Raw genomic sequence first — 25168 nt, forward strand, 5'->3', positions numbered from 1 at the left:
AAACTTAGTGATATGTACAACAAACTATTTTCCATCATATTTCTGGCCGCTGTAACCGTAACGGCCTGCAAGAAGGACCCCGACCTGGTAGGGCCGAAAGACCAATATTCTACCGGTAACTATCCGGCCAGCATAGCCGATCTCGAAAGTGTACTGGCGCCCTGCTATTCCAATCTCAGGGATCAGCACCTGTTCGGATTCAACTACCTCACCAAAATGATGGCCAATGCCACCCATGCCGGTAGTTCGGCCCATTCCGATCCCGATTGGCTGGGCTTTATAGACGTAAGCAATATGCAACCGGCCAATGGATTTGTATCAGGGGTATGGACCGCCTTGTATGCCGGCGTAAAGAATACCAATGTAGCGCTGGCAGGTGCGGATTTCTTTGAAAAGAACTATGCAAAAGAGGCCGATAAACCGAAAATAGACTGGATACGTGGTCAGGCTTACTTCCTGCGTGCTTATTATTACTTTCAGTTGGAGAACCTGTATGGAGAAGATAATGTTATAGGCCCCACTGCCAAAGATACCATGGGTGTGCCCCTCTTTAAAGGATTGCCGGCAGGCTTTGAAGCTACACAACAATCCCGTGCGCACATCAATGCTGTATGGGCGCAGATTGAAAGCGACCTCCAGCAGGCTGCTACCTTGCTCAAAGGAAAAGTATGGACCGGCAATGATGTGGGCCGCGTAACCGAGTGGGCGGCCAAAGGCCTGCTGGGCAAAGCTTATGTATTCCGCAAAGACTGGGCAAAAGCAAAGACCGTACTGAAAGAAGTGATTGACAACAGTGGTAAAAGCCTCATGCCTTACGCTAAGTACCGCGATGCCTTCATCGGTATCAGCGCCAATGAATTCAATGAAGAATCATTGTTCGAGCTGAACATTGACCAGGATTCCAAAGGTGGTTATGGCGTGTACAGTGGCGCCGCCAATGCTACTTCTATCAATGGCCTGATCTTCCCGCCTTATGCGCTTGGTTTGGATGGTAAAGAAGAATCTTCCCTGCCGCTTGGTTATGGTGGTAACATCGGTTTGCACGATAAGAACGTACTACGCTTTGGTTATGGTGAAGGCACTTACACGCTGGTCAATAACCCCGAATTTGACAACAGCAAGCCGGCTACTTACAGGAATCCCCAGAAAACCATGGACCCCCTATACAGGGCAAAAGCAATGGCGGTAAGAACTGATAAGACTGCCGATCCCCGGTTATATGTAAACACCTTACAACCCTGGCTCGATTCGGTAAAGCGAGACGGCACCAACTGGTACCCGGTGGCAAGGCCTTCCTATATCTTCGGTGATGCCAACCTGAATGAGCAATACGGCTGGAGCTTCCGTAAATATGCGCCCATCTTCAATGACATCAACAACGTGGGTCCTGCAGATGCTGCCAATATCTACATCCTGCGCTTGGCCGATGTGTACCTTTTATATGCAGAAGCCTGTGCCAATTCATCCGAAGCAACTACTGCGGTGGAGTACCTGAATAAAGTAAAAAGACGCGCCTATGGGTATCCTGTTAATACGCCTTCTCCGGTAGATTATGCCAGCCTCACGGCAGAGACCATGGCCAAAAAAGCGAATGATCCTGTACTGGGCAATAACCCGCTATACTATGAACGCTGGGCCGAATTCTTCAATGAAGCGCAGTGGTGGTTCGACGTGTGCCGCTGGCATATCGGAGAATCAGAAGCTAAGTTCTATGTCACCGCAAGGGCCCTCAATGGCGCTCCATTTGACTGGAGCAATAAATCTTATGCCTGGCCGATCCCTATTACAGAACTCAACTCCAACCCCAAAATGGCCGGACAACAAAATCCCGGGTATTGATAAAACAGATAAGCATGTTATTGAAAAAAATCAATTGTTATATATTCCTGGTGATCCTGGTACCTCGTGTGGCTGCGCAATCCACCAACCCTTTATCAGTCACCATGAACAAGGTAAAGCTGGAGGTATTATTGGATGCAGGAGGAACGCCCGTCTATACCGTACAGTTTGATCAGCAGCCGGTGATCCTTGCCTCGAAGCTGGGATTCTCTTTGGCAGATGACAGTACTTTTTATAAAGATTTTGAATTACTGAATACCAGCCGCCGTTCCATCAACGAAACCTGGCAGCCGGTATGGGGCGAAGTAAATACCATCCGTAACCAGTGTGAGGAACTGACCCTGTTCCTGCGCCAGCGAAAGGCCCCCGGCCGGTTACTCAATATTATATTCCGGGTATTTGAAGAGGGTGTTGGCTTCCGGTATGAATTTCCGCTGCAGCCCAACCTGAAATATTTTATAGTAACGGAAGAGCAGACACAATTCAACCTTACCGGCGATCATAAAGCATTCTGGATACCGGGCGATTACGATACCAATGAATACCCCTACACTACTTCCGCGCTCAGTGAAATAGACAATACCAAAATGGTCAATGCCTCCACGGATATTGCTGTACGTACTGCGCCCGATCCGTATGCGGTACAAACACCCCTCATGATGAAGAGCAGGGAGGGCCTGTACATCAATATCCACGAAGCAGCTCTGAGCAACTACCCGGCTATGCAATTGCAGGTAAACAAGGCTGGTTATTCCTTGTCATCCCGGCTGGTGCCCGATGCCACCGGTAATAAAGCCTACCTGCATGCCCCCTGCAAGACGCCGTGGCGAACCATTATTGTGAGTAATAAAGCCACAGCCATCCTGGCCTCGAAATTGATACTGAACCTGAACGAGCCAACAACCCTGACCAATACTTCCTGGATAAAGCCTATGAAATTTGTGGGCGTATGGTGGGAAATGCAGACCGCCAGGGCTACCTGGAATTATTCTGATTTCCCTGATAGTGTTGGGGTTAATGGTAAGCTGATCCCCAATGGAAGGCATGGCGCCAATACCGCCCATGTAAAAAAATACATTGACTTTGCAGCAACCAATGGTATCGGAGCTGTCTTAGTAGAAGGTTGGAACAAAGGATGGGAAGACTGGTTTGGCAACTGGAAAGAAAATGTATTCAACTTCACTACCCCCTATCCCGATTTTGATGTACGGGAGATCACGCATTACGCTGCTTCCAAAGGTGTTGCGATGATTATGCACCATGAAACTTCCGGCTCAGCCACCGATTACGAAAGACAACTGGATACTGCCTTCCGTTTTATGGACCTGTTTGGCTACAATTCCGTGAAAACCGGTTATGTGGGAAAGATCATTCCCCGTGGTGAACACCACGACGGACAGTGGATGGTAAACCATTATGAGCGTGTGGCGCAAAAAGCAGCACAGCATCAGATCACCATTGATGTGCATGAACCCATGCGGCCCACCGGCCAGCACCGTACCTGGCCCAACTGGATGGCCAGCGAAGCTGGCAGGGGCAATGAGTACAATGCTTTTAGTAATGGCAGCGCGCCGGAACATGAAACCATATTGCCTTTCACGCGGCTCATGGGTGGACCGATGGATTATACGCCAGGTATTTTCAACATGAAGGGATATACATCATATGCGCCAGACAGGCAGATGCATACTACCCTGGCAAAGCAACTGGCTTTATATGTTACCATCTATAGCCCGTTGCAAATGGCAGCCGACCTGCCGGAGAATTATGAGGCTAAACCTGATGCGTTTCAGTTCATCAAAGCTGTGGCGGTAGACTGGGATGATACAAAGATCATAGAAGCGGAACCGGGCGATTACATCAGTATAGCGCGTAAGGAGAAAGGCAAAGCCGATTGGTTTGTGGGCGCTATTACTGATGAAAACAGCCGGACGGCAGTGGTGCCGCTCACTTTCTTGGATAAAGGGCTACCATATGTGGCCGTGATCTATGGCGATGCGCCGGGAGCTGACTGGAAAACGAATCCCGAAGCATACAAGATAGAATCCTTCCTGGTAGACAGTAACAGCACCTTAAAGCTGAAGCTGGCGGCGGGAGGCGGTGCAGCGGTGCATATTAAGCCAGTGGCGGCAGCGAATGCAAAGCAATATAAAAAGTATATAGCCAAATAAAGGCCTTAACCGCAGCGACGTGGAGTTCAATAGGAATATTAACGTGTAAGCTTAATCCGCCCGGACGCTTTCGTTCCTGTGGGCGTTTTCCACGTTAGCTGCGGTTATTCTTTATCCCTTCTTCGCAGAGTCTTCCACATTCATTCATCACATCTTTGTTTGATAACTGCCAATAGCCGCTCCTGGAAGTCGGTTAATAGCGTGTTGCCCCAAAATGATCCGTAGGCATTGACCCTGGTAGTAAGTTGGTAAGAACAAATCAACGTAAGTTCAGTTTCCTGATCATTGATGCATTCCAGCTCATAGGAGGCATTCAGAAACCTGAAATGATTGCCTTTCAATATATGTTGGTCGAAAATGGCATTCCGGATAGTGCCGGGTATCACCTCAATGCTAAAAGATACTTTCTTATGGCGTTCCCAGTGGGTAACGGTTTCCCTGAAAGTAAGTCCGCCTTCAAAATGCCCGGTCCGGGTAGCGGCAACAGTATCCTTGTTAAGCTCAGCAAACAAGGGCCTTGGAATACCTGCATAATGGAAAAAACCTTTTGAGTATTCGTCCTCTCTGATCTCTTTTACCCTGATCACGTTTTCCCAGATCTTTGCTGCCGGCGCATTGATCCGTATAGGTGTCCTGATCTCGTACGTTTTTGCTGGTGCCGGTAGCTGTCCCTCTAAAAGCCCGGTAAGCAAAGGCAGTAGGAAAATGGAATACAATATTCCTTTTTTCTTCCTGTGATGTAGTATAACCCGGGCAAAAACATATCCACCCACAGCGGCCCCCAGTAAAAAGGGACTGGCAATAATTATAATGCAAATGAGGTCCTCAATCCGGGTTATAAAGCAATAGATGAAAAACAGGAAAACGGTTAAAACCGGCGCGCCCAGGCGATAGCTGTTGGATGCCAGTCTTTCTTTTGTGGCAAAGAGCATGGGAATAGTACCAATGATAATAGGTACTATCCAGATAAATGTTATGGAGAAGAGATCGGTAAACTTATGGTCTCCAAATTCTCTTCCCATGGATAGCCGGAATAAAAGACCATACAGAGAACCGATGATAATGCCGCCGAACCTGCTGATGAATTGTTTCATAATATAATATGACCGTTGCAGCAAGAAGATAATAATAACCCATGAATTAATTACCTTAATAGCATGAAACTATCGGTGAGTGATCAGAAAACCGGCGCAGACCTGTTATTGGTCAGTGAGGAGCCTGCTTTTGACCGGCTTTTTTATAGCCGCGACAAAGGCAATAAATACTTTACCATTGTCTGGAACCGGGGAGAAGCGCAAACGGTTAACATAGACGGCGAAGAATACACTTTTAGGCCCCGTTCTGTGCTGCCCCTGATGTTTGACCAGTCCTTTTCTTTTGAAGATCCAATGACCGTTACGGCCTGGCAATTCAACAGGGAATTTTATTGTATTGTTGATCATGATGCGGAGGTCAGTTGTGTCGGATTCCTGTTTGCGGCAGGCGACCAGGTATTCGTTCCCCTGGATGAACCCACCCATCAAAAAATGGAATGGCTGCTCAACCTCTTTATTGCCGAATTCAAAACCCGGGACACCATTCAGCGTGAAATGTTGTTGGTATTGTTAAAACGTTTGATCATTGATATTACCAGGCTGGCCAGATCTGCCTTTATACCCGACGTAAAAGAGCAGCCGGAACAGTTTGACCTCGTGCGGCACTTTAATTTGCTCGTGGAAAAGCATTTTCGTAGCGAGCATTCGGTACAGTTCTATGCCGACCAGTTGAATAAATCGCCTAAAACACTGGCCAATATCTTCCCCAGGTATAACCAAAAACCGCCATTGCAGCTCATCCAGGGGAGGATCATACTGGAGGCCAAACGACTTTTGTCTTACACCGATAAAACCGTGAAGGAGATCACTTACGAGCTGGGATTTGAAGACCCCGCCTACTTCGCTACCTTCTTCAAGCGCGTTGCCGGCCAGTCGCCGGTAGAGTTCCGGAAAACGAAGCCGGCAGTCCATTGACGGGAAATAATCAGAGTATTCCGGGAAATATGCCCATTCTTTCAGCCTGCCTGTTGATGCAACTTTGTGTTGTCAATTAATTATTCAAAATTCAACACAAACAAAATGAAAAGTGTATTTCTCGCCGCAAGTTTCCTTTCAGCCGCCATCGCTGGTTCAAATAGTAATCTGCAGGCTCAGCAAATTAAAAATGTAGTACTCGTGCACGGAGCCTTCGCAGATGGTTCAGGCTGGAAAGCATTGTATACCGCATTGACCAAACAAGGATATAATGTTACCATCGTTCAGAATCCCCTTACCTCACTGGAAGATGATGTGGCAGCCACTCATTTGGCGCTCGACAGGCAGGGTGGTCCCACAATACTCGTAGGCCACTCCTGGGGAGGTGTTGTTATTACCGAAGCCGGTAACCATCCAAAAGTAGCTGCGCTGGTGTATGTCGCCGCCTTTCAGCCCGATAAAGGAGAATCAGGGTTACAATGGATTCAGACAGCCCAACCGGCTGCAGAGAACGGCATTCAGCCTCCGGACGATAAAGGAATTGTTTACTTCGAAAAATCCAAATATCATGCGGGTTTTGCTGCCGACATTCCTAAAGAACAGGCTGAATTTATGTATGCCTCACAGGGCGCCTTTCATGCCAAAGCATTTGCAACGCCCGTTACCAACGCCGCCTGGAGAAATAAACCCTCCTTTGCAGTGGTCGCTACAGAAGACAAAGCCATTGTGCCCGAAATACAACGCAACATGTACAAACGTTCCAATACAAAGAGCGTTGAAGTAAAAGGAAGCCATGTGGTATTCATGTCACAACCCGAAAAAGTGGCGGCAGTTATTATAGAAGCTGCCAAAGCAGTAGGAAAAAAGTAAATAGGTTTTTACCTTACCGCGGACTCTCCGGCACAACCTGCCGGAGTTTCGGCATTAATGGGTAAGTATAATTTATGTAAGTTTGAATGCGCGTAACAATGAATCGTATGGAAAGGTATTTTGAGTCCAACTACAAAAAGCTGGGTATTGTAACCATCAATAAAGACAACCAGGAGACCATTAATGGCCCTCAGTACAAGCCTTACATAAAAATTATCTACGTACCTGCCGGCTATTCATTAACCATAGATTTCAAGCATTACACCACTAAAAAAAGCAGTTTATTCTGTATTCATCCCAATCAGCACCTGCACCTGGAGCAGGCCGGGAAGGCATCCGGTTATTGCATGTATTACAACCGCGATTTCTACTGTGTGCAGATCCATGATGAAGAAGTAGCCTGCGATGGCTTGCTCTTCAACAATATCTATGAAATACCTGTGACAGAACTGCCATCCGTTGATGACCCCTTCATCAGCCAGGCTTTTCAGTACATCATGGAAGAGTTGGCATCGCAGGAGTCATCCCGCGAAGAAATGGTGCGTACCTATTTAAAGCAGATCATCATCCGCACTACACGTGCCTGGAAAAAGCAACAGTTGAGCCACCTGAGTACCACACCGGCCCAGGACCTGGAATTTTTCAGGACCTTCAGCCGGCTGGTAGAGATCCACTTCCGGGAAAAACACAGTGTAACTGACTATGCCGACCTGCTGGCCGTGGCGCCCAAAACACTTTCTAAAAAATTCAACCGCCTGCGCCTCACACAACCCAATGACATTATTAAAGACCGCATTCTGCTGGAAGCGAAACGCCTGTTGGCCTATTCATCCATGAGCATTAAAGAGGTGGCTTACAACCTGGGATATGATGATCCCGCTTATTTCAATCGCCTGTTTACCAGTAAACTGGGTACTACACCGGCTGTTTTCAGGAAGCAATTCATGCAAACGGAAGAAGCCTAAGTCCTGCTAATAACTCCCCTGTGGGGAAAAAAGTACAATTCTTGTCGCCCTTTTGCCCTTTTTAACGCCTCCCCGGCGAAATAACTTTGTTGTATCAAAATTAGCAAACAAGTAAAAAAAGATACAACATGAAACGCATTATGCTCCGCCTCACATTATTGGCAATCTTATTTCTTAACATTAATTCTTTAGTCATGGCACAATCAAGTATCAAAGCAGAAAATGATCCCCGCATCTTTACACAGGTACAGCAGTTCCTGAAAGCACTGAATGCAGGTGGTGGTAAACCTATTGAGCAGATGAGTCCGGCAGAGGCACGTCAGGTGCTTACCGGCGCACAGCAATCCGTAAAAGTGGATTACTCAGGTATTGAAGAAAGCGAAAGAAAAATTACGCAGGATGGACAAACCGTCAACATACACATTACAAAACCTGTTGGGGTAAAAGCCAATGCACCGGTATTCATCTTCATTCACGGTGGTGGATGGGTGTTGGGCGATTATCCTACCCACAGAAGGCTGGTGCGTGACCTGGTAGTGGAAAGTGGTGCTGTGGCTGTATTTCCTGATTACACTCCCTCACCCGAAGCGAGGTATCCGGTAGCTATTAATCAGATATATGCCGCTACCAAATGGGTGGCAGAACATGGGCACGAGATTGGTGTAAACGGAAAGAACCTGGCCATTGCCGGTAACAGTGTAGGGGGTAACATGGCAGCAGTAGTATCGCTCATGGCGAAGGATAAGAAAGGACCGGCTATTAAATTGCAGTTGTTACTGTGGCCAGTGACCGATGCTAATTTTGAAACCGGCTCTTACAATGAAATGGCCAACGACCGCTTCCTGACCAAAAACATGATGATCTGGTTCTGGGATAATTACATTACCGATCCTGCCAAACGTAAAGAGATTTATGCTTCTCCCTTGCAGGCCACGCTGGATCAACTGAAAGGATTGCCTCCTGCTGTGGTACAAACTGCAGAAAATGATGTACTGCGTGATGAAGGTGAAGCCTATGCCCGTAAACTGGACCAGGCTGGTGTTCCGGTAACCTTAACAAGGTACAATGGCCTCATCCACGACTATGGTTTACTGAATCCTTTGGCCCACATTCCGGCGGTTCAAACAGCAACACTGCAAGCCGCCGCTGCACTGAAGAAGGCTTTAGCTGAGTAATGATGGATAGATTATCTATAAAAGAACAGGCCGTCTCCACAAGGGACGGCCTGTTTGTCGTAAAATCTTATTAACCCTTTGCTTTTTGCTTCAATAATTCTTCAACTTTTGCTTGCCCGGAAATCCTGGCCAGTGCTTCGGGGGTATGTCCGTCTTTATTTTTAAGGCTGGTATCTGCTCCCTTTGATAATAAAAAGTCTACTACATCTATAAAACCATGTTTGGCAGCTTCTCCCAAAGGAGAATCTTTATCGTTATCCTGGTGGTTGATATTGGCGCCATTTTCCAGTAACAGTTTAACAATGTCCAGGTGTCCCTTACTGGCTGCAGCTTCCAGTGGAGTAGCGCCATCGTCTCCTTTTGTATCTACTTCACATCCTTTGGAGATAAAATATTTTATTAACTCAATCCTTCCATTTCGGGCAGCGATCCGGAGTGGGGTCTGACCGTGAAGGTCTCCTTCATTAGGGTCAGCACCTGCCTCTACCAGCAATTTGGCAATCTCTAAAAGTCCTTCCTGCGCCGCTATTTCAAGACAGCCAAACCTTCCAGCTTTGCCTTTGAATTTTTGTTTGGCATCGGCGCCGTTCTTTAACAGCAGTTCTACCATTTTAGTATCCTGGTTCCATACGGCAGCCCACAGTGGGAATTGTCCTTGTTTATTGGGTTTGTTTACCTTTTCACCATCCTTTATATATTGTTCAGCAGCCTCATAGTTTTTCGCTTCTATGGCTTCTAAAAGTTTTTGGGCCGACAGGGAGCAGGAAAATACAAGCAATAGTAGTAATGTGAAGATAGGTTTAGACATATTTCTTTTGTTTAGAGGTATAAAAATGAAAGATAATAATGGCGGAGTTTTCTATAGTTAGGTTAATAAAATATTATTTCCTCATTCTTTAGTTCACGTTTGAACAGGAGCAAATTAGGGTAACAAAGAAGAGAAAATACTATGTCAAAAATGGCATAGTAGAAAAATAAATAACGTCCTGTTAGTATGGCAAGGAAGCAGGAAATAAAACAGGCAAAGAAAAACCACAATAGTCTCGATTTGTATATCTTTTCATACGCCGTTACTCTATCTTCAAAGTTGCTGATGCCTTCGAGCTTTTTTACTTGCTTCTTCTGGTGTTGACCATGTACTACTGCCAGTATGATCATGGCAAATAAAATAGGCGATGTTAATTTCTTGCCGGGGTCAAACCCCGAAAGGATATAGATCCCATTTTTGAGGAGTATATAAGTTCCTGTGGTAATAACTATATTGGTGATCAGGGTTTGAAAAAAATAAGCTTTGTATTTCTTTACGTCTATGGTGTATAAGCTCATGGTTAAAAAAGGGTGGGTTTATAAGTTTAGTGAATTGGGTAAGTGTATCCCGGGTTAAATATTTAAAATTGTCTCATTTTCCCCGCAGAGTCTCCCGAAGGGGACTCTGCGGAAATGGAATCTAATCATTACTCCATCCTTTATCAATGGTAGTTACTTTTCTTGTACTATCAAGTTTTAATATAGAACGGTACCATGCGAAGTCTTTGTAACCCCTGTTGCTATTGGCAAGCTTGAGTAATCTTCCGTCTGCCGTGTACCACAGGGTAGTTTCCATCGTTAAGCTGTCTGTTGTTGAATAGAGCGGTGGGCCGACCAGTGAAAACACATTATCAGCCGGATCGCCGGGCTTGATTTTATTGAATGCGGAGATCGAGTAGCCTTTCGGATGTTGTGTGTCGATCATCGGATAAAGGGGGTGATAGCCTTCCATTGTCCCAATAAGCCCGAGAACAATACAACAGTAGACGATAGCAGCTATCAACGGCAGGGATAATATTTTCCAGAAAAGCTTCATTGGTACCGGATATAAGTAGAAAATATTTCATACCAGTAACTGGCCATAAAGCAAATGGCCACAACAGGAAACGAGAGCTTCCAGCCTTTGGCCAGGCGTTCCGAAAAAGGGCCGTTATACCAGGGTGTCAGTGCCAGACCAAGTATCGCTCCTAAAACAGGTAGGATTACTATTATTACAACGCTAACTTCTGAAGATATACCCGCGCTAATAAATGCCAATATGTATAGGATGATAGTGAATAAAAGAAATTTCATAAGTCCTCACGCAAAGGGTTAAGAGGTGATTATTACCTGTTCAAGTATACGGAAAATTTCCAGGTGCTGTTGGTTTTAGGCAACTCTTTTCAGCAGCAGACAAAAGCCTTCGCGCCGGACCTTGTTCGGGTTTCCTTCGAGCAGGATAAGCAATCACTATATTGTTTGGCAGGCTAACCCTTGATAATCTCCTCTTAATTAACCCTTTATCACGCTTGGATTGTACCCATACCGCGGCTTTGCCCTATAATACTTGCACTGGAGTGCTCTCCGACTTGCACTGGAATGGTCTCCCCAGTGCGCTTTACACTACAGTGCTGGTGCTATACGCGTAGGGGACTTACACAGAATCAATAGGATAGAGCCCCCTTTAGCATACAGTCTACCTAACCCCAGTGCGCTTTTTAGCCCTGTTTTGACGCTGAGTGGAGGCATAATGAGGTTAATACATTGCTTTACAGGCGCTACCGCCCTGTAGCGCGAATTATTAATTTGGCGAGTGAGTTAGCAAACGCCATAATCAATAACCCAATAATCCCTGTTATTATCAAAAAGTATATTGTATCAACCTTCCTGCTGCTGTTCATGATAAAAATGAAAGCCAGCACGATCGTGGTGGCCAATCAACAGGAACTCAATACCGCACTGTCAAAAGCGCATCCCGGCGACAGTATCCTGCTCAGATCGGGCATATGGAAAGATATTGCGCTCATCATTGAAACCAGCGGCACGGCCCAACAGCCATTGGTGATTGCAGCGCAGGAACCGGGCAAAGTACAGTTTACCGGTAATTCCTTTATCCGCTTTGGTAGTAACTATGTTACGGTGAGCGGTATTCATTTCACCAATGGATATGCCAGAGAGGGCGCCGTGGTAGAGTTTCGCAATAAAGAACAGCAACTGGCCAATCATTGCCGGTTTACCAATTGCGTGATGGAAGATTACAGCAAGTCCGGACGCTTTGATGCTGATCACTGGCTGATCCTGTGGGGACAGCACAACCGTATTGACCATTGCGTACTGGGCGATAAGCTCAACAGCGGGCCTACCATCATAGTTGAGCTCAACGATGAAAGAAGCCAGAACAATTACCACAGTATTGACAGCAACTACTTTAAAGGTCATTCTCCGCTGGGCGCCAATGGCGGGGAAACGATACGTGTTGGCGTGTCGAGGTATTCACTCACGCCTTCCCGCACTATGATCCACCATAACTATTTCGAACAATGCAATGGTGAAGCAGAGATTGTTTCCATTAAGAGCGGTAACAATGAGATCAGTAGTAACGTGTTCTATGAATGTGAAGGCGGACTGGTACTAAGACACGGTTCGCAGAACAAGATTGCCAATAATATCTTCATTGGTAATAATAAACCTTATACCGGTGGTGTACGGGTGATCAATCCGGGCCATACCGTGTCCAACAACTTGTTCATCGACCTGGCAGGGGAACGGTTCCATTCAGCCTTCAGTGTATTGAACGGTGTGCCCAATTCTTCTATCAGCCGCTATCACCAGGTAAAAGATGCTGCCATCAGCAACAATACCTTTATCAATTGCAACAGCATCATATTCGGCGCGGGTAAGGATGCGGAAAGAACAGCGCCGCCGAAGGATGTGCGCTTTACCAATAACCTGATTGAACCGGTTAAAGGAAAAATCTTGTATGAAGATGCCAATAAAGACGGCGGTATATCCTTCTCCGGTAATGCTTATGCCGGCACGGCATTCACCAATCCTGTTAAGGGGTTTGTGTATGAAAAAACAACGTATACAACACAACGCTATCACGGAGGCACCTACCGGTTGCCGGTAAGTAAGCGGGGAGCCGATCTCTCCTTGTTAAGTTGGCTGGATGGCGGCAACACCGGCCCCTCCTGGTATATGGCTGTTGATAGCACTATACCCAAGGCTACTATTTACACAGTTTCCCTTGCTCAGTCAAAAGAACTGCCGGTTATCGTAAGTAAGACAGCGGATGGGGATGTTATTGAACTCACGGAAGTGGGTCCCTATGAAATTGACAGGCCCCTCATCATCAATAAACTGATTACCATCCGGGCTAAGCAGGGGTTGGGCAACAAGCCGGAACTGGTAAACATAGCTGGGAAAAGTCTTCCTGCCTTTATGATCATTGAAAAAGGTGGAAGTCTTACTGTAGAGAATATTCAATTCAACAGCGCTTATAAAAGCTATGGTGAGGTACAGTCCGCCATCAGCACTACCACCGGTCCTATGAATGGCCATTACTCCCTCCGCGTAAAGGGATGTGTATTCTTCAACTTTAATGAAAACAGCTCCAGTTGTATAAAAGGCGCCAAAAGCACCTATGCCAGTAAGGTAGTTGTGGAAGATTGTTTGTTCAGGAACAATGCGGCTACTGGCATTGATTATTCGGGGGAGAAGGAGGATAAAGGTATTTACAATGTGGAACATCTCATTGTGCGCAATACGGTATTTGCCAATGACCTCAGCGGCGCTATCAATGTATACCGCGGAGGCAATGACGAAAGCACTACCGGTCCGCAGGTGATCATAGACCATTGTACGTTCAGTGAAGTGGAAAACCGCATGCAGGGTTGTGTTATTAAATTATGGGGTGTGCAAAAAGCATCCATTACCAATTCGGTATTCAATAAAAGCGGTGCCGCCGGCAGGGTCATCTGGTTTGAGGAAATGAGCTGGGATAAATTACTGGTAGACTATTGCAATTTTTACCAGAGCGGCAGGATCAGCTCCTTCTTTAATAACGTAACGGGCAAACATATTTATCATAGTACCCCTACATTTATTAATTTGCCCCGGTTCGATTTCAGGCTGGCTCCCGGTACCCCTCTCCTTTCGGACAAGGGAAAACGGTTGGGCGTGAATTAGGAGGAAAACAATTAATTAACAAGCTATGGCACAAAGCAGTGAATTTCAGTTTGAACAGGAAGTACCCTGGGAAGACCTTGGCAATGGCATCAAAAGGCAGGTATTTGGTTATGATGATAAGGTCATGCTGGTAAAGGCAAAGTTTGAACAGGGAGCTATTGGCGCCCTGCATGAGCATCACCATTCACAGGTGACCTATGTGGACAGTGGTGTGTTTGAAATGACCATCGGCACCGAAAAGAAGATCATCCGCAAGGGCGATGGTTACTATGTACCACCTCATGTAATGCATGGCTGTGTATGTATTGAACCCGGTATGCTCATAGATGCCTTCAGCCCACTGAGAGAAGATTTTTTGAAATAAGTATACTTCGTAGCCTCCTGGCCAGCGATGAAAGCGGCTCTACTGCTATCCGCGAAACCGGTTGCGTTGGTATCAGCTTTTTCGTGTCCATTAAACAATTCTTACATCCGGAGCGTTTATTTCTGCGTTTACAGGAATATTCCCCGCATTTTCGGGGCCTGTTATTGGCTAAAAGGACCGAAGGTTGTAAATTTAATACCCGGCTTTTGCCGGAATACCGGAACATTCAACATTCAAGGAACAAGGAACTATGCCGCGCAATATCTTTCAGCCGCTGGAGATCGTGACGTATGATACGGAAGTGCTGCACTGTACTTTTCCTGACAACAATTATTTTGAACTGGTCTTTGTGGAGAATGGCAGCGGCTACAGAATGCTGAATGATGAGCAGATCCATTTCCAAACAGGCGATCTCTTCATGCACATCCCCGGCGAGAAAAATACCATCTGCCTGGAAGAGCACTCCCGCATACATTTTATCAAGTTCCAGCAGCTCCTGTTTGATGCGGCGACTACCCGGAATGTATTACCTTTTTCTTCCGAACAGTTCAGGAAACTGGAATTCATCCTCTATAGCGGGCAACAACACAAACAATCACTCATCCATTTAAAGAGTGATAAAATATCGGTATTTGCTTTGTTCAATGTACTGGTGTCAGAGGCCAGTCACCGCAGGTCGTATGCCGACAGCAACATCACCTTATGCCTGCTGGCCCTGCTCAATATGGTGGCCAGGAACATACTGGAATCCAACTACGTGCAGGCGGTACACCCGCATGCCATTACACATGATGTGCTGCACTATATCAACTACCACATCTATGAACCGGAAAACCTGACCATAGAACACCTGGCGCAGGAATTTCATATTGCGCCCGGCGATTTCAGTACTTACTTCAAAGATCAATATGGCGTTCCGCTGGAACAGCACATCCTCACCTATAAGGTCAAACTGGCCGATACCCGGCTGTCCTACACCCGCATGTCCCTGGATGAAATAGCAGCCGAGTTGCACTTTACCGATACCAGTCATTTTTCCCGTACTTACCGCCGCATCAAAGGCACTATGCCTGTAAAGCGGTAATTTCTTCTTCTTATCGTGCTTCTGAATGCTGAATTCTGGATTCTGACTTCTCTATTCTATATTCTTTTCTATCTTTGCGTCATGCGTTTACTCACCTTCTTCATGGCCGTACTGGTATTATCGCTGAGCTGTCTGCCCTGCGGTGATGTGAGTACCCTTGTCCTGAAAGAAGGCAAAGCGAAATATGAACTGTCAAAATGTGCCGACGGTGATCAACACGAGGACGACTGTTCTCCTTTCTGTCATTGCTCCTGCTGTGCGGGTTTCTCTATCCACCACCAGGTAGCTGCTATACAACAATCCTGTCCGCCGTCTGCTTCCCTCCATGCTTCCCGCTACATAGAAACGATCCGGGAAGTGTCCATTCCGGTATGGCAGCCCCCCCAGTTGGGTTAGTCTATTCTCTCCCAGAACTTACAACATTATTTTTATTGAACATGAAGCATTATTCCGGTAGCCATCGGAAGGAAACTGAACATTTTTCAATGGCTGTATAATGTTCTATATTCAATGCTCATAGGCTATGAGCCTACACAAATAGGTAATTCCACTATGTTAAACAGGATTATTCGTTTTTCGATCAACAATAAACTGATCGTTGCACTGCTGGTACTGCTGCTGATCGTTTGGGGCGTGTACGCGCTTACAAAGCTGCCTATTGATGCGGTGCCCGACATTACCAATAACCAGGTGCAGGTGCTCACTGTATCACCGGCCAATGGCGCGGAAGATATTGAACGGTTCATCACCTTCCCGGTAGAGCAAACCATGGCCACTATACCCGGCATTGAAGAGATACGCTCCTTTTCACGTTTTGGGTTAAGTGTGGTCACCATTGTATTCAAAGAAAAGACAGATGTGTACTGGGCCCGCCAGCAGGTGAGTGAAAGGCTTGTACAGATAAGTAATCAATTGCCGACAGGAATGGGCGCTCCTGAACTGGCGCCGGTAACTACAGGGCTCAGTGAAATATTCCAGTATGTAGTTCATACAAAAAAAGGGTATGAAAATAAATACACACCCATGGAATTGCGTACCATCCAGGACTGGATCGTACGCCGGCAAATGCTGGGCGTGGAAGGAGTAGCCGATGTAGCCAGCTTTGGCGGTTACCTCAAGCAATATGAAATAGCCCTTAACCCGGAGAAGCTGCGCAGCATGAACCTTAGCATGGCTGATGTCTTTGATGCGCTGGAAAAAAATAACCAGAACACAGGCGGCGCTTACATTGATAAAAATCCCCATGCCTGGTTTGTACGCAGCGTGGGATTGATTGGAAAGATTGAAGACATTGAAAATATTGTAGTGAAAAATACCAGTGGTAATATTCCGGTGCTCATCAGGAATATTGGTAAAGTACAATATGGATCTGCCATCCGTTATGGCGCCATGACGCGTAACAATGAAGGTGAAGTAGTGGGCGCGATGGTTTTAATGTTGAAGGGGGCCAATTCATCGGCGGTAATTAAGCGGGTGAAGGACAGGGTGGAGCAGATTGAAAAGAACCTGCCGGAAGGCATTGTCATTGAACCGTTCCTTGACAGGACAAAACTGGTTGACCGGGCTATTGGCACCGTGGCCACCAACCTGCTCGAGGGCGCACTGATCGTCATCTTTGTGCTGGTGCTGTTATTGGGCAATATGCGGGCAGGGTTGATTGTGGCATCTATTATCCCACTGTCTATGCTTTTCGCCATAGCTATGATGGATCTGTTTGGCGTAAGCGGTAACCTCATGAGCCTGGGCGCTATTGATTTTGGATTGATAGTAGATGGCGCCGTGATCATTGTGGAAGCCACCATGCATCACCTGGGGTTGCGAAAACAGGGAATACTCACGCAGCAGGAAATGGATAAAGAAGTGTATCAGTCGGCGGCGGCTATCCGTAACAGCGCCGCTTTTGGGGAGATCATTATCCTGATCGTATACCTGCCGGTACTGGCGCTCACAGGCATTGAAGGCAAAATGTTCCGGCCAATGGCGCAAACCGTGTCCTTTGCCATATTAGGTGCCTTCCTGCTGTCCATTACCTGGGTGCCCATGGCCAGCGCTTTATTCCTCAGCAAAAAGATTACCCATAAGCGAACTATTTCCGACCGTATTATGGGCTTCTTTCAGCGATTCTATACGCCGGTCCTGCACAGGGTATTGAAACACAAACGGATCACCATTGGTATCGCATTGGCATTATTGCTGGTAAGCATCCTGCTGTTTACGAGAATGGGGGCTGAGTTTATTCCTACATTGGATGAAGGGGATTTTGCTGTGGAGACCAGGGTATTGGCAGGCAGCAGCTTGTCAAAAACGGTAGAGGTAGCCAATAAGTCGGCCGATGTGCTGATGAAAAAATTCCCTGAAGTAAAGCAGGTCATTGGCAAAATAGGTTCTGCCGAAATTCCTACCGACCCTATGCCGGTAGAGTCGTGTGATCTCATTGTAGTACTGAAGGACAAAGAGGAATGGACCTCGGCCTCATCAAGGGAAGAGCTGGCTGAACAAATGCAGGCCGAACTGGAGAAATTTATACCCGGTGTTACGTTTGGTTTTCAGCAACCCATCCAGATGCGTTTCAATGAACTGATGTCCGGTGCCAGGCAGGATGTGGTGGTGAAGATATTCGGCGAAGACCTGGAGGCCTTAACGGATTACGCTTCCAAAGTGGGTAAAATAGCCGCAGCCACCAAAGGGGCCACAGATATATATGTAGAACAGGTAAGTGGGTTGCCGCAGATCGTGGTCAACTTTAAACGCGATAAAATAGCACAATACGGATTGAACATTGCAGCCATTAACCAGGTGATCAGGGCAGGCTTTGCAGGGGATGTGGCCGGTGAAGTATTTGAAGGAGAAAAGCGCTTTGACCTGGTAGTGCGGCTCGACCGGCAAAACCGGCAAAGTATTGAAGACCTGAAAACCTTATACGTTACGGCGCCCAATGGCAACCAGGTGCCACTGGATCAACTGGCAGCCGTGGAAATGAAGATAGGCCCCAATCAGGTACAGCGGGAAGATGCCAAACGCCGTATTATCGTTGGCTTCAATGTACGGGGCAGAGACGTGGCCAGCATTGTAAAGGAGATACAGCAACGGGTGGATAAAGAGGTAAAGCTGGCGCCCGGTTATTATGTCACCTATGGCGGCACTTTTGAAAACCTGGAACAGGCCAAGCAGCGGTTGAGCATTGCAGTACCTGCCGCCCTTTTATTGATCCTTGTCTTATTATACTTCACTTTCAGGTCACTCAAATATGGTCTGCTCATCTTCAGCGCTATTCCATTCTCCGCTATCGGTGGTGTGCTGGCATTATGGATAAGGGGTATGCCCTTCAGTATTTCTGCCGGCGTAGGATTTATTGCCCTCTTTGGCGTGGCGGTATTGAATGGTATTGTATTGATCGCTGAGTTTAACCGGTTAAAAAAAGAAGGTATGACCAACTTACAGGAATTGGTGCTCACCGGCACAAGAACACGTTTGCGCCCGGTAGTCATGACGGCCCTCGTAGCCTCACTGGGTTTCCTGCCCATGGCTTTATCCCATGGCAGCGGCGCCGAAGTACAAAGGCCACTGGCCACCGTGGTCATTGGCGGATTGCTGTCCGCTACCTTATTGACCCTGGTAGTATTGCCTTGCTTATATGGATGGGTGGAAAACATGGGCCGCAGGCGGAAGGGACAAACAGGAGTGGTAGCAATGATACTGCTGTTAGTAACCGCTTCCTTGTCCGGGCAGGCGCAGGAGTCGCCCCTGACATTGGAGCAGGCGATTGACCGGGCCCTGAAGAACAATGGAAACATACAACTGTCCAGGCTGGCCGTGGAAAAAGAAAAGCTACTCAAAGGCGCTGCGGCCGAATGGAGCAAGACCAATATTAACCTCCAGTATGGCCAGGCCAATACTACCAAATGGGACAATCACATTTCCCTCAGCCAGCAAATACCCAATCCTTCCCTCATCAGGAACCAAAAACAGTTGGCCGATGCACGCATCAAAGGCAGCGAACTGGAACTGGGTGCAACACAGCATGAGCTGATCTACGCAGTGAAGACAACCTGGTACCAGTTGGTTTACCTCAAAGCATTGCAGCAACAACTGCAACAGCAGGATACGGTGTACAGCAGCTTTCTGAAAGCAGCAGAGTTGCGTTATAAAACAGGGGAAACAAAATTGTTGGAACAAACCACAGCCGCCACCGCCCTGGCGGAGCACAGGAATGAAATACGGAAAAATGAATCGGATATTATGGTAGCGCTTACCGAGCTGCAACGGTTAATCAATGATTCACTGCCGGTGAACATACCCTTTACAGGTATCGTTAAATTATCACCCTCTATTGCTGTACAGGATAGCCTGGCCAATAATCCCCTGGTGCAGGCCGTGCAGCAGCAGGTAGCTGTAAGCAACAAACTGGTAGCAGTAGAAAAAGCAAAGCGCAGCCCCGATTTCTCTATTGGCTATTTCAATCAGTCTATTATCGGTTACCAGAACGTGGATGGCACAGAGAAATACTATGGCGGCGGTAAACGTTTCCAGGGCGTGCAGGCAGGTATCAATGTGCCGGTATTCGGAAAATCGTACACGGCCCGCGTGAAGGCGGCGCAGGTGGAAATACAGGATGCTGAAAACAACTACCGGCTGATGCAACATAACCTGCAGGCACAGTACAGGCAGGCCCTGCAGGAATATGAGAAAGACAAGCGCAGTGTGGAGTATTATGAAAACACAGCACTGCCCAATGCGCAACTCATCCTGCAGCAGGGACAAAAATCTTTTCGTTACGGGGAAGTGGATTATATCGAATACCTGCAGGCCATCAAAACAAGCAATGAATTACAACTGAAATACCTGGACCAGCTCAACCGCTATAACCAATCTGTGATCAGGTTGCTTTGGCTGGCCGGCGACAAATAGCTCATTATCCAATTAATACTATCATGAAGTACAACAATAAAATAAACGTCTTCTTCCAATGGTCCGCTATCCTGCTCGCTGCCGTTCTCATTATGTCATGCGGTGGTGGAGATAAAGCGCCGGAAAAAGTAAGTACAGCAGATTCTGCCCATCAGGAGGAAGAGCTGGAAGTGGAACTAACGCCCGAGCAGGTATTGACTGCCGGTCTTGAAACCGGTAAGGTGGAATACCGTACCCTGAGTGGCACCATAAAAGTAAATGGCACACTGGATGTGCCGCCGCAGCAACTGGTGAGCATATCGGCTCCGATGGGTGGTTTCCTGAAATCTTCAGAGCTGCTGCAGGGCAAGCATGTTAATAAAGGCCAGATCATTGCTACCCTGCAGGACCCTGCCTATATCCAATTGCAACAGGATTATCTCGAAGCGGTAAGTCAGCAGGAATACCTCAAAGCTGAATATGAGCGGCAGGAAGAGCTCTCCAGGGAGGAGATCAATGCCCGTAAAACCCTGCAGCAGGCAAAGGCCAACTATCAATCCATGCAGGCCAAAGCGGCTGGATTGAGAGCAAAACTGAAACTGGTAAACATAAATCCCGATCAACTGGAAAAGGGCGATATTCAAAGCACTATCAATTTGTATGCGCCTATCTCCGGTTATGTGACAGAAGTAAACGTAAACCTGGGCAAGTATGTAAACCCAACAGATGTCATGTTTGAGATAGTGGATACAGAACACCTGCATGCTGAATTGACGGTCTTTGAAAAAGATGTGCCGCTGCTGAAGGTGGGACAGAAAGTCCGTTTCATCCTGGCCAATGAAACAGCAGAGCGCATGGCCACTGTGTACCTGGTGGGGCGTGAGATCGGTACCGACCGCACCGTGCGCGTGCATTGCCACCTGGACAAGGAAGATAAGAACCTGTTGCCTGGTATGTACCTCACCGCTTTTGTAGAAACAAAGAACATCAACCTGCCGGCTGTTCCGGAACAGGCCATTGTAAATTATGAAGGGACCGACTATATTTTTATTGCTGAAGAAGGTAATAAAGAAGAGCATCATTACAAGGCCATACCGGTGAAAACAGGCGTGAAGGAATTGGGGTATGTGGAAGTGTTACTACCGAAAGATTTCAATATAGATCATACCAAAGTAATTATAAAAGGCGCTTATGATCTGCTGGGTAAGCTGAAGAACAGCGAAAGCGAAGGAGGACACGCACATTAAAAAATCATACCAACCGGCCGCTCCCAGCGGCCGGTTCCTTTTTAGGCCAATATTTCAGTAAAAGAAGATAAAATAGGTAAAAGGCATGTTCAGAAAGGTAGGTACTTTTAATTGTAATATTGACAATTAAACTAATCGTGACTTATATACCAACGTATAAGGCTGGTTAGGAAGAGAATTGCTTATCTATCAACGCTAAAGCCTGCTATATGAAAAATTTACAGCACTGCTGTATTCCTGCCATGGAATACATACCTCGTTTAATTGATCTCTCAGTATTCCGGATATGATACTTTAACCTGTTCCTGGAAAACGATTCCTGGTCCCTTTATTACCGTGTACAATAGTATAGTTACCTGCACCACCATAGCGGGTGGCCTGCTATTGCATTAACCAAAACAAAAAAACAATCATGAAGAACTGTTTGACTGCAGGAAAGTCGTGGCGTATCCCATGGCTCATTGTCTGTATCCTGACATCCCTTGCTGCTTCTGCACAACAAAAAGTAAATGGCAAGGTGGTAGAAAAAAAGACCGGCGCCCCCATGGCTGGTGTTACCATCAAAGAGAAAGGCGTCGCCAATAGTTTGTCTACCAAAGAAGATGGCACCTTCACCATTACACTGAAAACCCCAAAGCCGGTATTGGAAATAAGTTTTGTCGGTTATGCCAGGCAGGCAATAGCGGTAAATGGAAGAACTTCTGTTGACATTGTCCTGGAAGAAGATTCCAAAGGTATGGAAGATGTGGTGGTGATCGGTTACCAGAACGTACAGCGCCGGAAAACTACTGCGGCTATTTCTACGGTAAAAGGCAAGGACATAGAGAATACACCTTATGCCACCTTCGATCAGATGCTGCAGGGAAGGGTGGCCGGTCTCAACGTATTGAGTATTTCCGGGGAGCCGGGCGCTAATAATATTGTTAACATACGGGGTAGTTCCAGCATCAGCAATGAAGGCAATGGCATCAGTACACCCCTGTATGTAATAGATGGAGTTGTATTTGATGTAAGCGATTCCCGCACATCCTACGGCAATAATCCGTTAACAGCCATCAACCCCAATGATATTGAATCCATCGACGTATTGAAAGATGCTTCCGCGGCTGCTATCTACGGAGCACGTGCTGCCAACGGTGTGATCATTGTAAAAACCAAAAGACCCAAAGCCGGCAGCAGGCCGCAAATAAGGCTGTCTTCCTATGTAGGTATCTCTACCAGGCCGGCCATGAAACCCGTACTTACCGGTACGGCCGAAAGGAGGCAGAAAATGGACCTCATCAACAAGATGGCTGCCTATGAACAGCGGGCCAATATGAGCCAGTGGCTTACCGATAGTCTGAATCCTGCTTTTAATAACAATACCGACTTCCAGGGTCTCTTCCTGCAGGATGCTATCATCAACAACGTAGACCTGAACCTGGCAGCAGCAGAAGAAAAATTTGCTTACCGCTTGTCATTGAACAGATACTATGAAGAAGGAGTGATGATCGGGTACAACCTGCAAAGGATGTCGCCCCGTCTCTACCTTTCTGTAAAACCCTACAAAGGCATAGAAGTGGCCACCGACCTGTACATGGAGTTTACCAAATCCAAACATGGTTCCGGTACAGGCGACCGGTATCCTTTCACCGCCTGGGGTTTTCCATCATCTTTCTGGCGGGTGACAGAACAGGATATGAAGAACTACCAGGGAAGAAATGATGAGGTAAGGGATGATGACCGTACATTTTCGGTCAACGGCAACACCAGGCTTATTGCGAATATCACACCGGAAATCCTTTTCACCAGCTCATTGTCTTACAATGTAGGCAACGTACGGAGAGATTACCTGCGGCCTGGTACTGTCAACCCGTTTGCGCCCGGCAGGTCGGATGCCATTCATTTTGCTTCCAATAGTAGGCGCTGGGAATTGGAGAACTACCTCACCTGGACCAAAGAGATCAAAGATCATACGATCACAACACTCATCGGTCAGGGTATGGAAGAATTGACCATTAATGGCACCAATGCCGAAGCATTGGACATACCCGTCAGTGCCATTAAAATGATTCAGGGCATCTCTCCCGGTGCCGGCCTTTCGGCCAGTACCTCGTTTGAAGAAAGGGCGCGCCTCTCCCTCTTCGCCCGTGTAGGATATGATTATAAAGGGAAATATGGCATTGATGGTAGCTTCCGCCGCGATGCTTCCTCACGGTATGGTAAAAATGATCGCTGGGGTACATTCCCGGCCATCTCCGGAAGATGGATCATTTCCGACGAGCCATTCTTTAAACCGCTTAAAAGCGTTATATCCTTTTTCAAAGTGCGGGGTAGTTATGGTGTTACGGGAAGGGATCCCGGCAGCTTCTATGCACAATACAGAACACTGGCCATTGATGGTTCTTATCCCGGGTCTTCACTCGGCGCCGGTTCCTCTGGCCGCATGACAACCTACAATGGCGCTACTGCTGTATATCCCAACTATTCGGCTTCTGCACCGGCACGCAATATCACCTGGGAAAGAAGCCCGCAATCGAATATCGGCATTGATGCAAGCTTCCTGAATGACCGTATCAACATGGCCCTTGATTATTATGTCAAGGACTCAAAAGAAATGGTATTTGATGTGCCGGTAGCGCTTACCACAGGATATACTACAGCTACCAATAACTACGTGGATGTGCGTAATACCGGGATAGAACTTTCGCTCACTACCAACAACCTGTCCCGCAATTCCGCTTTCAAATGGACCACCACCCTCAACATTGCTTTCAATGACAACTATGTACTCAAATTGCCGCAGAACAACCGTGACTTTATCTATGGTCCACCCTGGATGCAACGGAAACTCACTATTGGAAGACCGTTATTTGGCTTCTCTGTATGGGATGTGCAGGGCGTATATGCCAGCAACAAAGATGTTCCGGTTGATCCATTAACCGGCGACAGGATGCGCTGGGGAAGCGCCACCGGTAACTTCTTCGGTGCAGGCGATCCCATACGCAGGGACCTGAATGGAGATTATATCATTGATGACCTGGACAAGGTGGAAATGGGCAGCCCGCAAACAAAGATGCAGGGCGGTATCATCAACACCTTCACCTGGAAAGGGCTCAGTGTACAGGTATTGTGCACCTTCATCAGCGGCAGGAACTTATGGAATGGCTATTTGTCAGATAAACTGCAGGATGCCGGCAGTGGCGATAACTACAGCTATCGCTGGGGCCCTTACTCAGGTCCCTCTTCCGACTTTGGAGGCTTGAACTTTTGGCAGCAGGTAGGTGATGTGGCCGACTATCCCTCACTCTTTGGTAACAACGTAGACAAATGGCATATCGGCCAATCCCTGTTTGTGGAGAATGCCAGCTTTTTCAGGGTCAAAAATGTCAGCATCGGTTATGCATTACCCCAACATTTATTTAAAGGGTTAAAGGTCATCAAAGGTGTACGGGTATATAGCATACTCGATAACCTGCTGGTGCTTTCCAATGCCACCGTGCCCGATCCTGAAGCGGTACAGCCGGATGGCTATTCTTCCGGGAACGATTATCCCATACCAAAGAAATTCACATTTGGTATAGAAGTTAACTTTTAAAAACAG

17 protein-coding genes are annotated in these 25168 nt (G+C 47.0%); 13 read left to right on the plus strand and 4 right to left on the minus strand.

Annotated features, from left to right (window positions below):
• Window positions 1–12 precede the first annotated feature (12 nt).
• Window positions 13–1839: a RagB/SusD family nutrient uptake outer membrane protein gene (locus tag HB364_RS08915; RefSeq protein ID WP_167287535.1), complete on the plus strand. Its 1827-nt coding sequence runs from the start codon at window positions 13–15 to the stop codon at window positions 1837–1839.
• 14 nt (window positions 1840–1853) lie between these two features.
• Window positions 1854–4010, plus strand: a complete 2157-nt coding sequence (locus HB364_RS08920; RefSeq protein WP_167287536.1) for a glycoside hydrolase family 97 protein — start codon at window positions 1854–1856, stop codon at window positions 4008–4010.
• A 140-nt stretch (window positions 4011–4150) separates the two neighbouring features.
• Here the strand turns inward: HB364_RS08920 and HB364_RS08925 are convergent, their stop codons facing one another.
• A complete protein-coding gene (locus tag HB364_RS08925; RefSeq protein ID WP_167287537.1) occupies window positions 4151–5104 on the minus strand; it encodes a hypothetical protein in 954 nt (317 codons plus the stop codon).
• Between the two features lie 63 nt (window positions 5105–5167).
• Here HB364_RS08925 and HB364_RS08930 point away from each other — a divergent pair, with 63 nt between their 5' ends.
• From HB364_RS08930 to HB364_RS08945, 4 genes are all read left to right on the plus strand, one after another.
• Window positions 5168–6019, plus strand: a complete 852-nt coding sequence (locus tag HB364_RS08930) for a helix-turn-helix domain-containing protein (protein WP_167287538.1) — start codon at window positions 5168–5170, stop codon at window positions 6017–6019.
• A 105-nt stretch (window positions 6020–6124) separates the two neighbouring features.
• Window positions 6125–6889, plus strand: a complete 765-nt coding sequence (locus tag HB364_RS08935; RefSeq protein WP_167287539.1) for an alpha/beta hydrolase — start codon at window positions 6125–6127, stop codon at window positions 6887–6889.
• 107 nt (window positions 6890–6996) lie between these two features.
• Window positions 6997–7854: a helix-turn-helix domain-containing protein gene (locus tag HB364_RS08940; protein ID WP_208419879.1), complete on the plus strand. Its 858-nt coding sequence runs from the start codon at window positions 6997–6999 to the stop codon at window positions 7852–7854.
• Between the two features lie 194 nt (window positions 7855–8048).
• Window positions 8049–9029: an alpha/beta hydrolase gene (locus HB364_RS08945; protein WP_208419880.1), complete on the plus strand. Its 981-nt coding sequence runs from the start codon at window positions 8049–8051 to the stop codon at window positions 9027–9029.
• A gap of 70 nt (window positions 9030–9099) precedes the next feature.
• Here the strand turns inward: HB364_RS08945 and HB364_RS08950 are convergent, their stop codons facing one another.
• From HB364_RS08950 to HB364_RS08960, 3 genes are all read right to left on the minus strand, one after another.
• Window positions 9100–9837 (minus strand): ankyrin repeat domain-containing protein, encoded by a 738-nt coding sequence (locus tag HB364_RS08950; RefSeq protein WP_167287542.1) that lies wholly within the window; start codon window positions 9835–9837, stop codon window positions 9100–9102.
• 62 nt (window positions 9838–9899) lie between these two features.
• Window positions 9900–10355: a hypothetical protein gene (locus tag HB364_RS08955; protein ID WP_167287543.1), complete on the minus strand. Its 456-nt coding sequence runs from the start codon at window positions 10353–10355 to the stop codon at window positions 9900–9902.
• Window positions 10356–10476: 121 nt separating this feature from the next.
• Window positions 10477–10872, minus strand: a complete 396-nt coding sequence (locus HB364_RS08960) for a hypothetical protein (protein ID WP_167287544.1) — start codon at window positions 10870–10872, stop codon at window positions 10477–10479.
• 842 nt (window positions 10873–11714) lie between these two features.
• Between HB364_RS08960 and HB364_RS08965 the strand changes: the two genes are divergently transcribed.
• The 7 genes from HB364_RS08965 (at window position 11715) to HB364_RS08995 (ending at window position 25162) form a co-directional block, all read left to right on the plus strand.
• Complete coding sequence (locus HB364_RS08965) at window positions 11715–14003, plus strand: polysaccharide lyase 6 family protein (protein WP_167287545.1); 2289 nt, start codon at window positions 11715–11717, stop codon at window positions 14001–14003.
• Between the two features lie 25 nt (window positions 14004–14028).
• Window positions 14029–14367 (plus strand): cupin domain-containing protein, encoded by a 339-nt coding sequence (locus HB364_RS08970; protein WP_167287546.1) that lies wholly within the window; start codon window positions 14029–14031, stop codon window positions 14365–14367.
• Window positions 14368–14617: 250 nt separating this feature from the next.
• Complete coding sequence (locus HB364_RS08975) at window positions 14618–15451, plus strand: helix-turn-helix domain-containing protein (RefSeq protein WP_167287547.1); 834 nt, start codon at window positions 14618–14620, stop codon at window positions 15449–15451.
• A gap of 81 nt (window positions 15452–15532) precedes the next feature.
• On the plus strand, window positions 15533–15847 hold the full coding sequence (locus HB364_RS08980) for a DUF6660 family protein (RefSeq protein WP_167287548.1): 315 nt from the start codon (window positions 15533–15535) through the stop codon (window positions 15845–15847).
• 156 nt (window positions 15848–16003) lie between these two features.
• The gene (locus HB364_RS08985) at window positions 16004–20359 is read left to right on the plus strand and encodes a CusA/CzcA family heavy metal efflux RND transporter (RefSeq protein WP_167287549.1); all 4356 of its coding nucleotides are present in this window, start codon (window positions 16004–16006) and stop codon (window positions 20357–20359) included.
• A gap of 23 nt (window positions 20360–20382) precedes the next feature.
• A complete protein-coding gene (locus HB364_RS08990; RefSeq protein ID WP_167287550.1) occupies window positions 20383–21585 on the plus strand; it encodes an efflux RND transporter periplasmic adaptor subunit in 1203 nt (400 codons plus the stop codon).
• A 412-nt stretch (window positions 21586–21997) separates the two neighbouring features.
• Window positions 21998–25162 (plus strand): SusC/RagA family TonB-linked outer membrane protein, encoded by a 3165-nt coding sequence (locus HB364_RS08995; RefSeq protein WP_167287551.1) that lies wholly within the window; start codon window positions 21998–22000, stop codon window positions 25160–25162.
• Window positions 25163–25168: the final 6 nt, after the last annotated feature.

This window comes from Paraflavitalea devenefica (genome assembly GCF_011759375.1).
In the GTDB taxonomy this organism is placed as follows: Bacteria; Bacteroidota; Bacteroidia; order Chitinophagales; family Chitinophagaceae; genus Paraflavitalea; species Paraflavitalea devenefica.

Bases quoted from the DNA above. Each gene is read 5' to 3' on its own strand.
- HB364_RS08965 (WP_167287545.1), top strand. From the start codon at position 11,715: ATGATAAAAATGAAAGCCAGCACGATCGTGGTGGCCAATCAACAGGAA.
- HB364_RS08925 (WP_167287537.1), bottom strand. From the start codon at position 5,104: ATGAAACAATTCATCAGCAGGTTCGGCGGCATTATCATCGGTTCTCTG.
- HB364_RS08945 (WP_208419880.1), top strand. From the start codon at position 8,049: ATGGCACAATCAAGTATCAAAGCAGAAAATGATCCCCGCATCTTTACA.
- HB364_RS08970 (WP_167287546.1), top strand. From the start codon at position 14,029: ATGGCACAAAGCAGTGAATTTCAGTTTGAACAGGAAGTACCCTGGGAA.
- HB364_RS08990 (WP_167287550.1), top strand. From the start codon at position 20,383: ATGAAGTACAACAATAAAATAAACGTCTTCTTCCAATGGTCCGCTATC.
- HB364_RS08995 (WP_167287551.1), top strand. From the start codon at position 21,998: ATGAAGAACTGTTTGACTGCAGGAAAGTCGTGGCGTATCCCATGGCTC.
- HB364_RS08960 (WP_167287544.1), bottom strand. From the start codon at position 10,872: ATGAAGCTTTTCTGGAAAATATTATCCCTGCCGTTGATAGCTGCTATC.
- HB364_RS08950 (WP_167287542.1), bottom strand. From the start codon at position 9,837: ATGTCTAAACCTATCTTCACATTACTACTATTGCTTGTATTTTCCTGC.
- HB364_RS08980 (WP_167287548.1), top strand. From the start codon at position 15,533: ATGCGTTTACTCACCTTCTTCATGGCCGTACTGGTATTATCGCTGAGC.
- HB364_RS08930 (WP_167287538.1), top strand. From the start codon at position 5,168: ATGAAACTATCGGTGAGTGATCAGAAAACCGGCGCAGACCTGTTATTG.
- HB364_RS08955 (WP_167287543.1), bottom strand. From the start codon at position 10,355: ATGAGCTTATACACCATAGACGTAAAGAAATACAAAGCTTATTTTTTT.
- HB364_RS08915 (WP_167287535.1), top strand. From the start codon at position 13: ATGTACAACAAACTATTTTCCATCATATTTCTGGCCGCTGTAACCGTA.
- HB364_RS08985 (WP_167287549.1), top strand. From the start codon at position 16,004: ATGTTAAACAGGATTATTCGTTTTTCGATCAACAATAAACTGATCGTT.
- HB364_RS08920 (WP_167287536.1), top strand. From the start codon at position 1,854: ATGTTATTGAAAAAAATCAATTGTTATATATTCCTGGTGATCCTGGTA.
- HB364_RS08935 (WP_167287539.1), top strand. From the start codon at position 6,125: ATGAAAAGTGTATTTCTCGCCGCAAGTTTCCTTTCAGCCGCCATCGCT.
- HB364_RS08975 (WP_167287547.1), top strand. From the start codon at position 14,618: ATGCCGCGCAATATCTTTCAGCCGCTGGAGATCGTGACGTATGATACG.
- HB364_RS08940 (WP_208419879.1), top strand. From the start codon at position 6,997: ATGGAAAGGTATTTTGAGTCCAACTACAAAAAGCTGGGTATTGTAACC.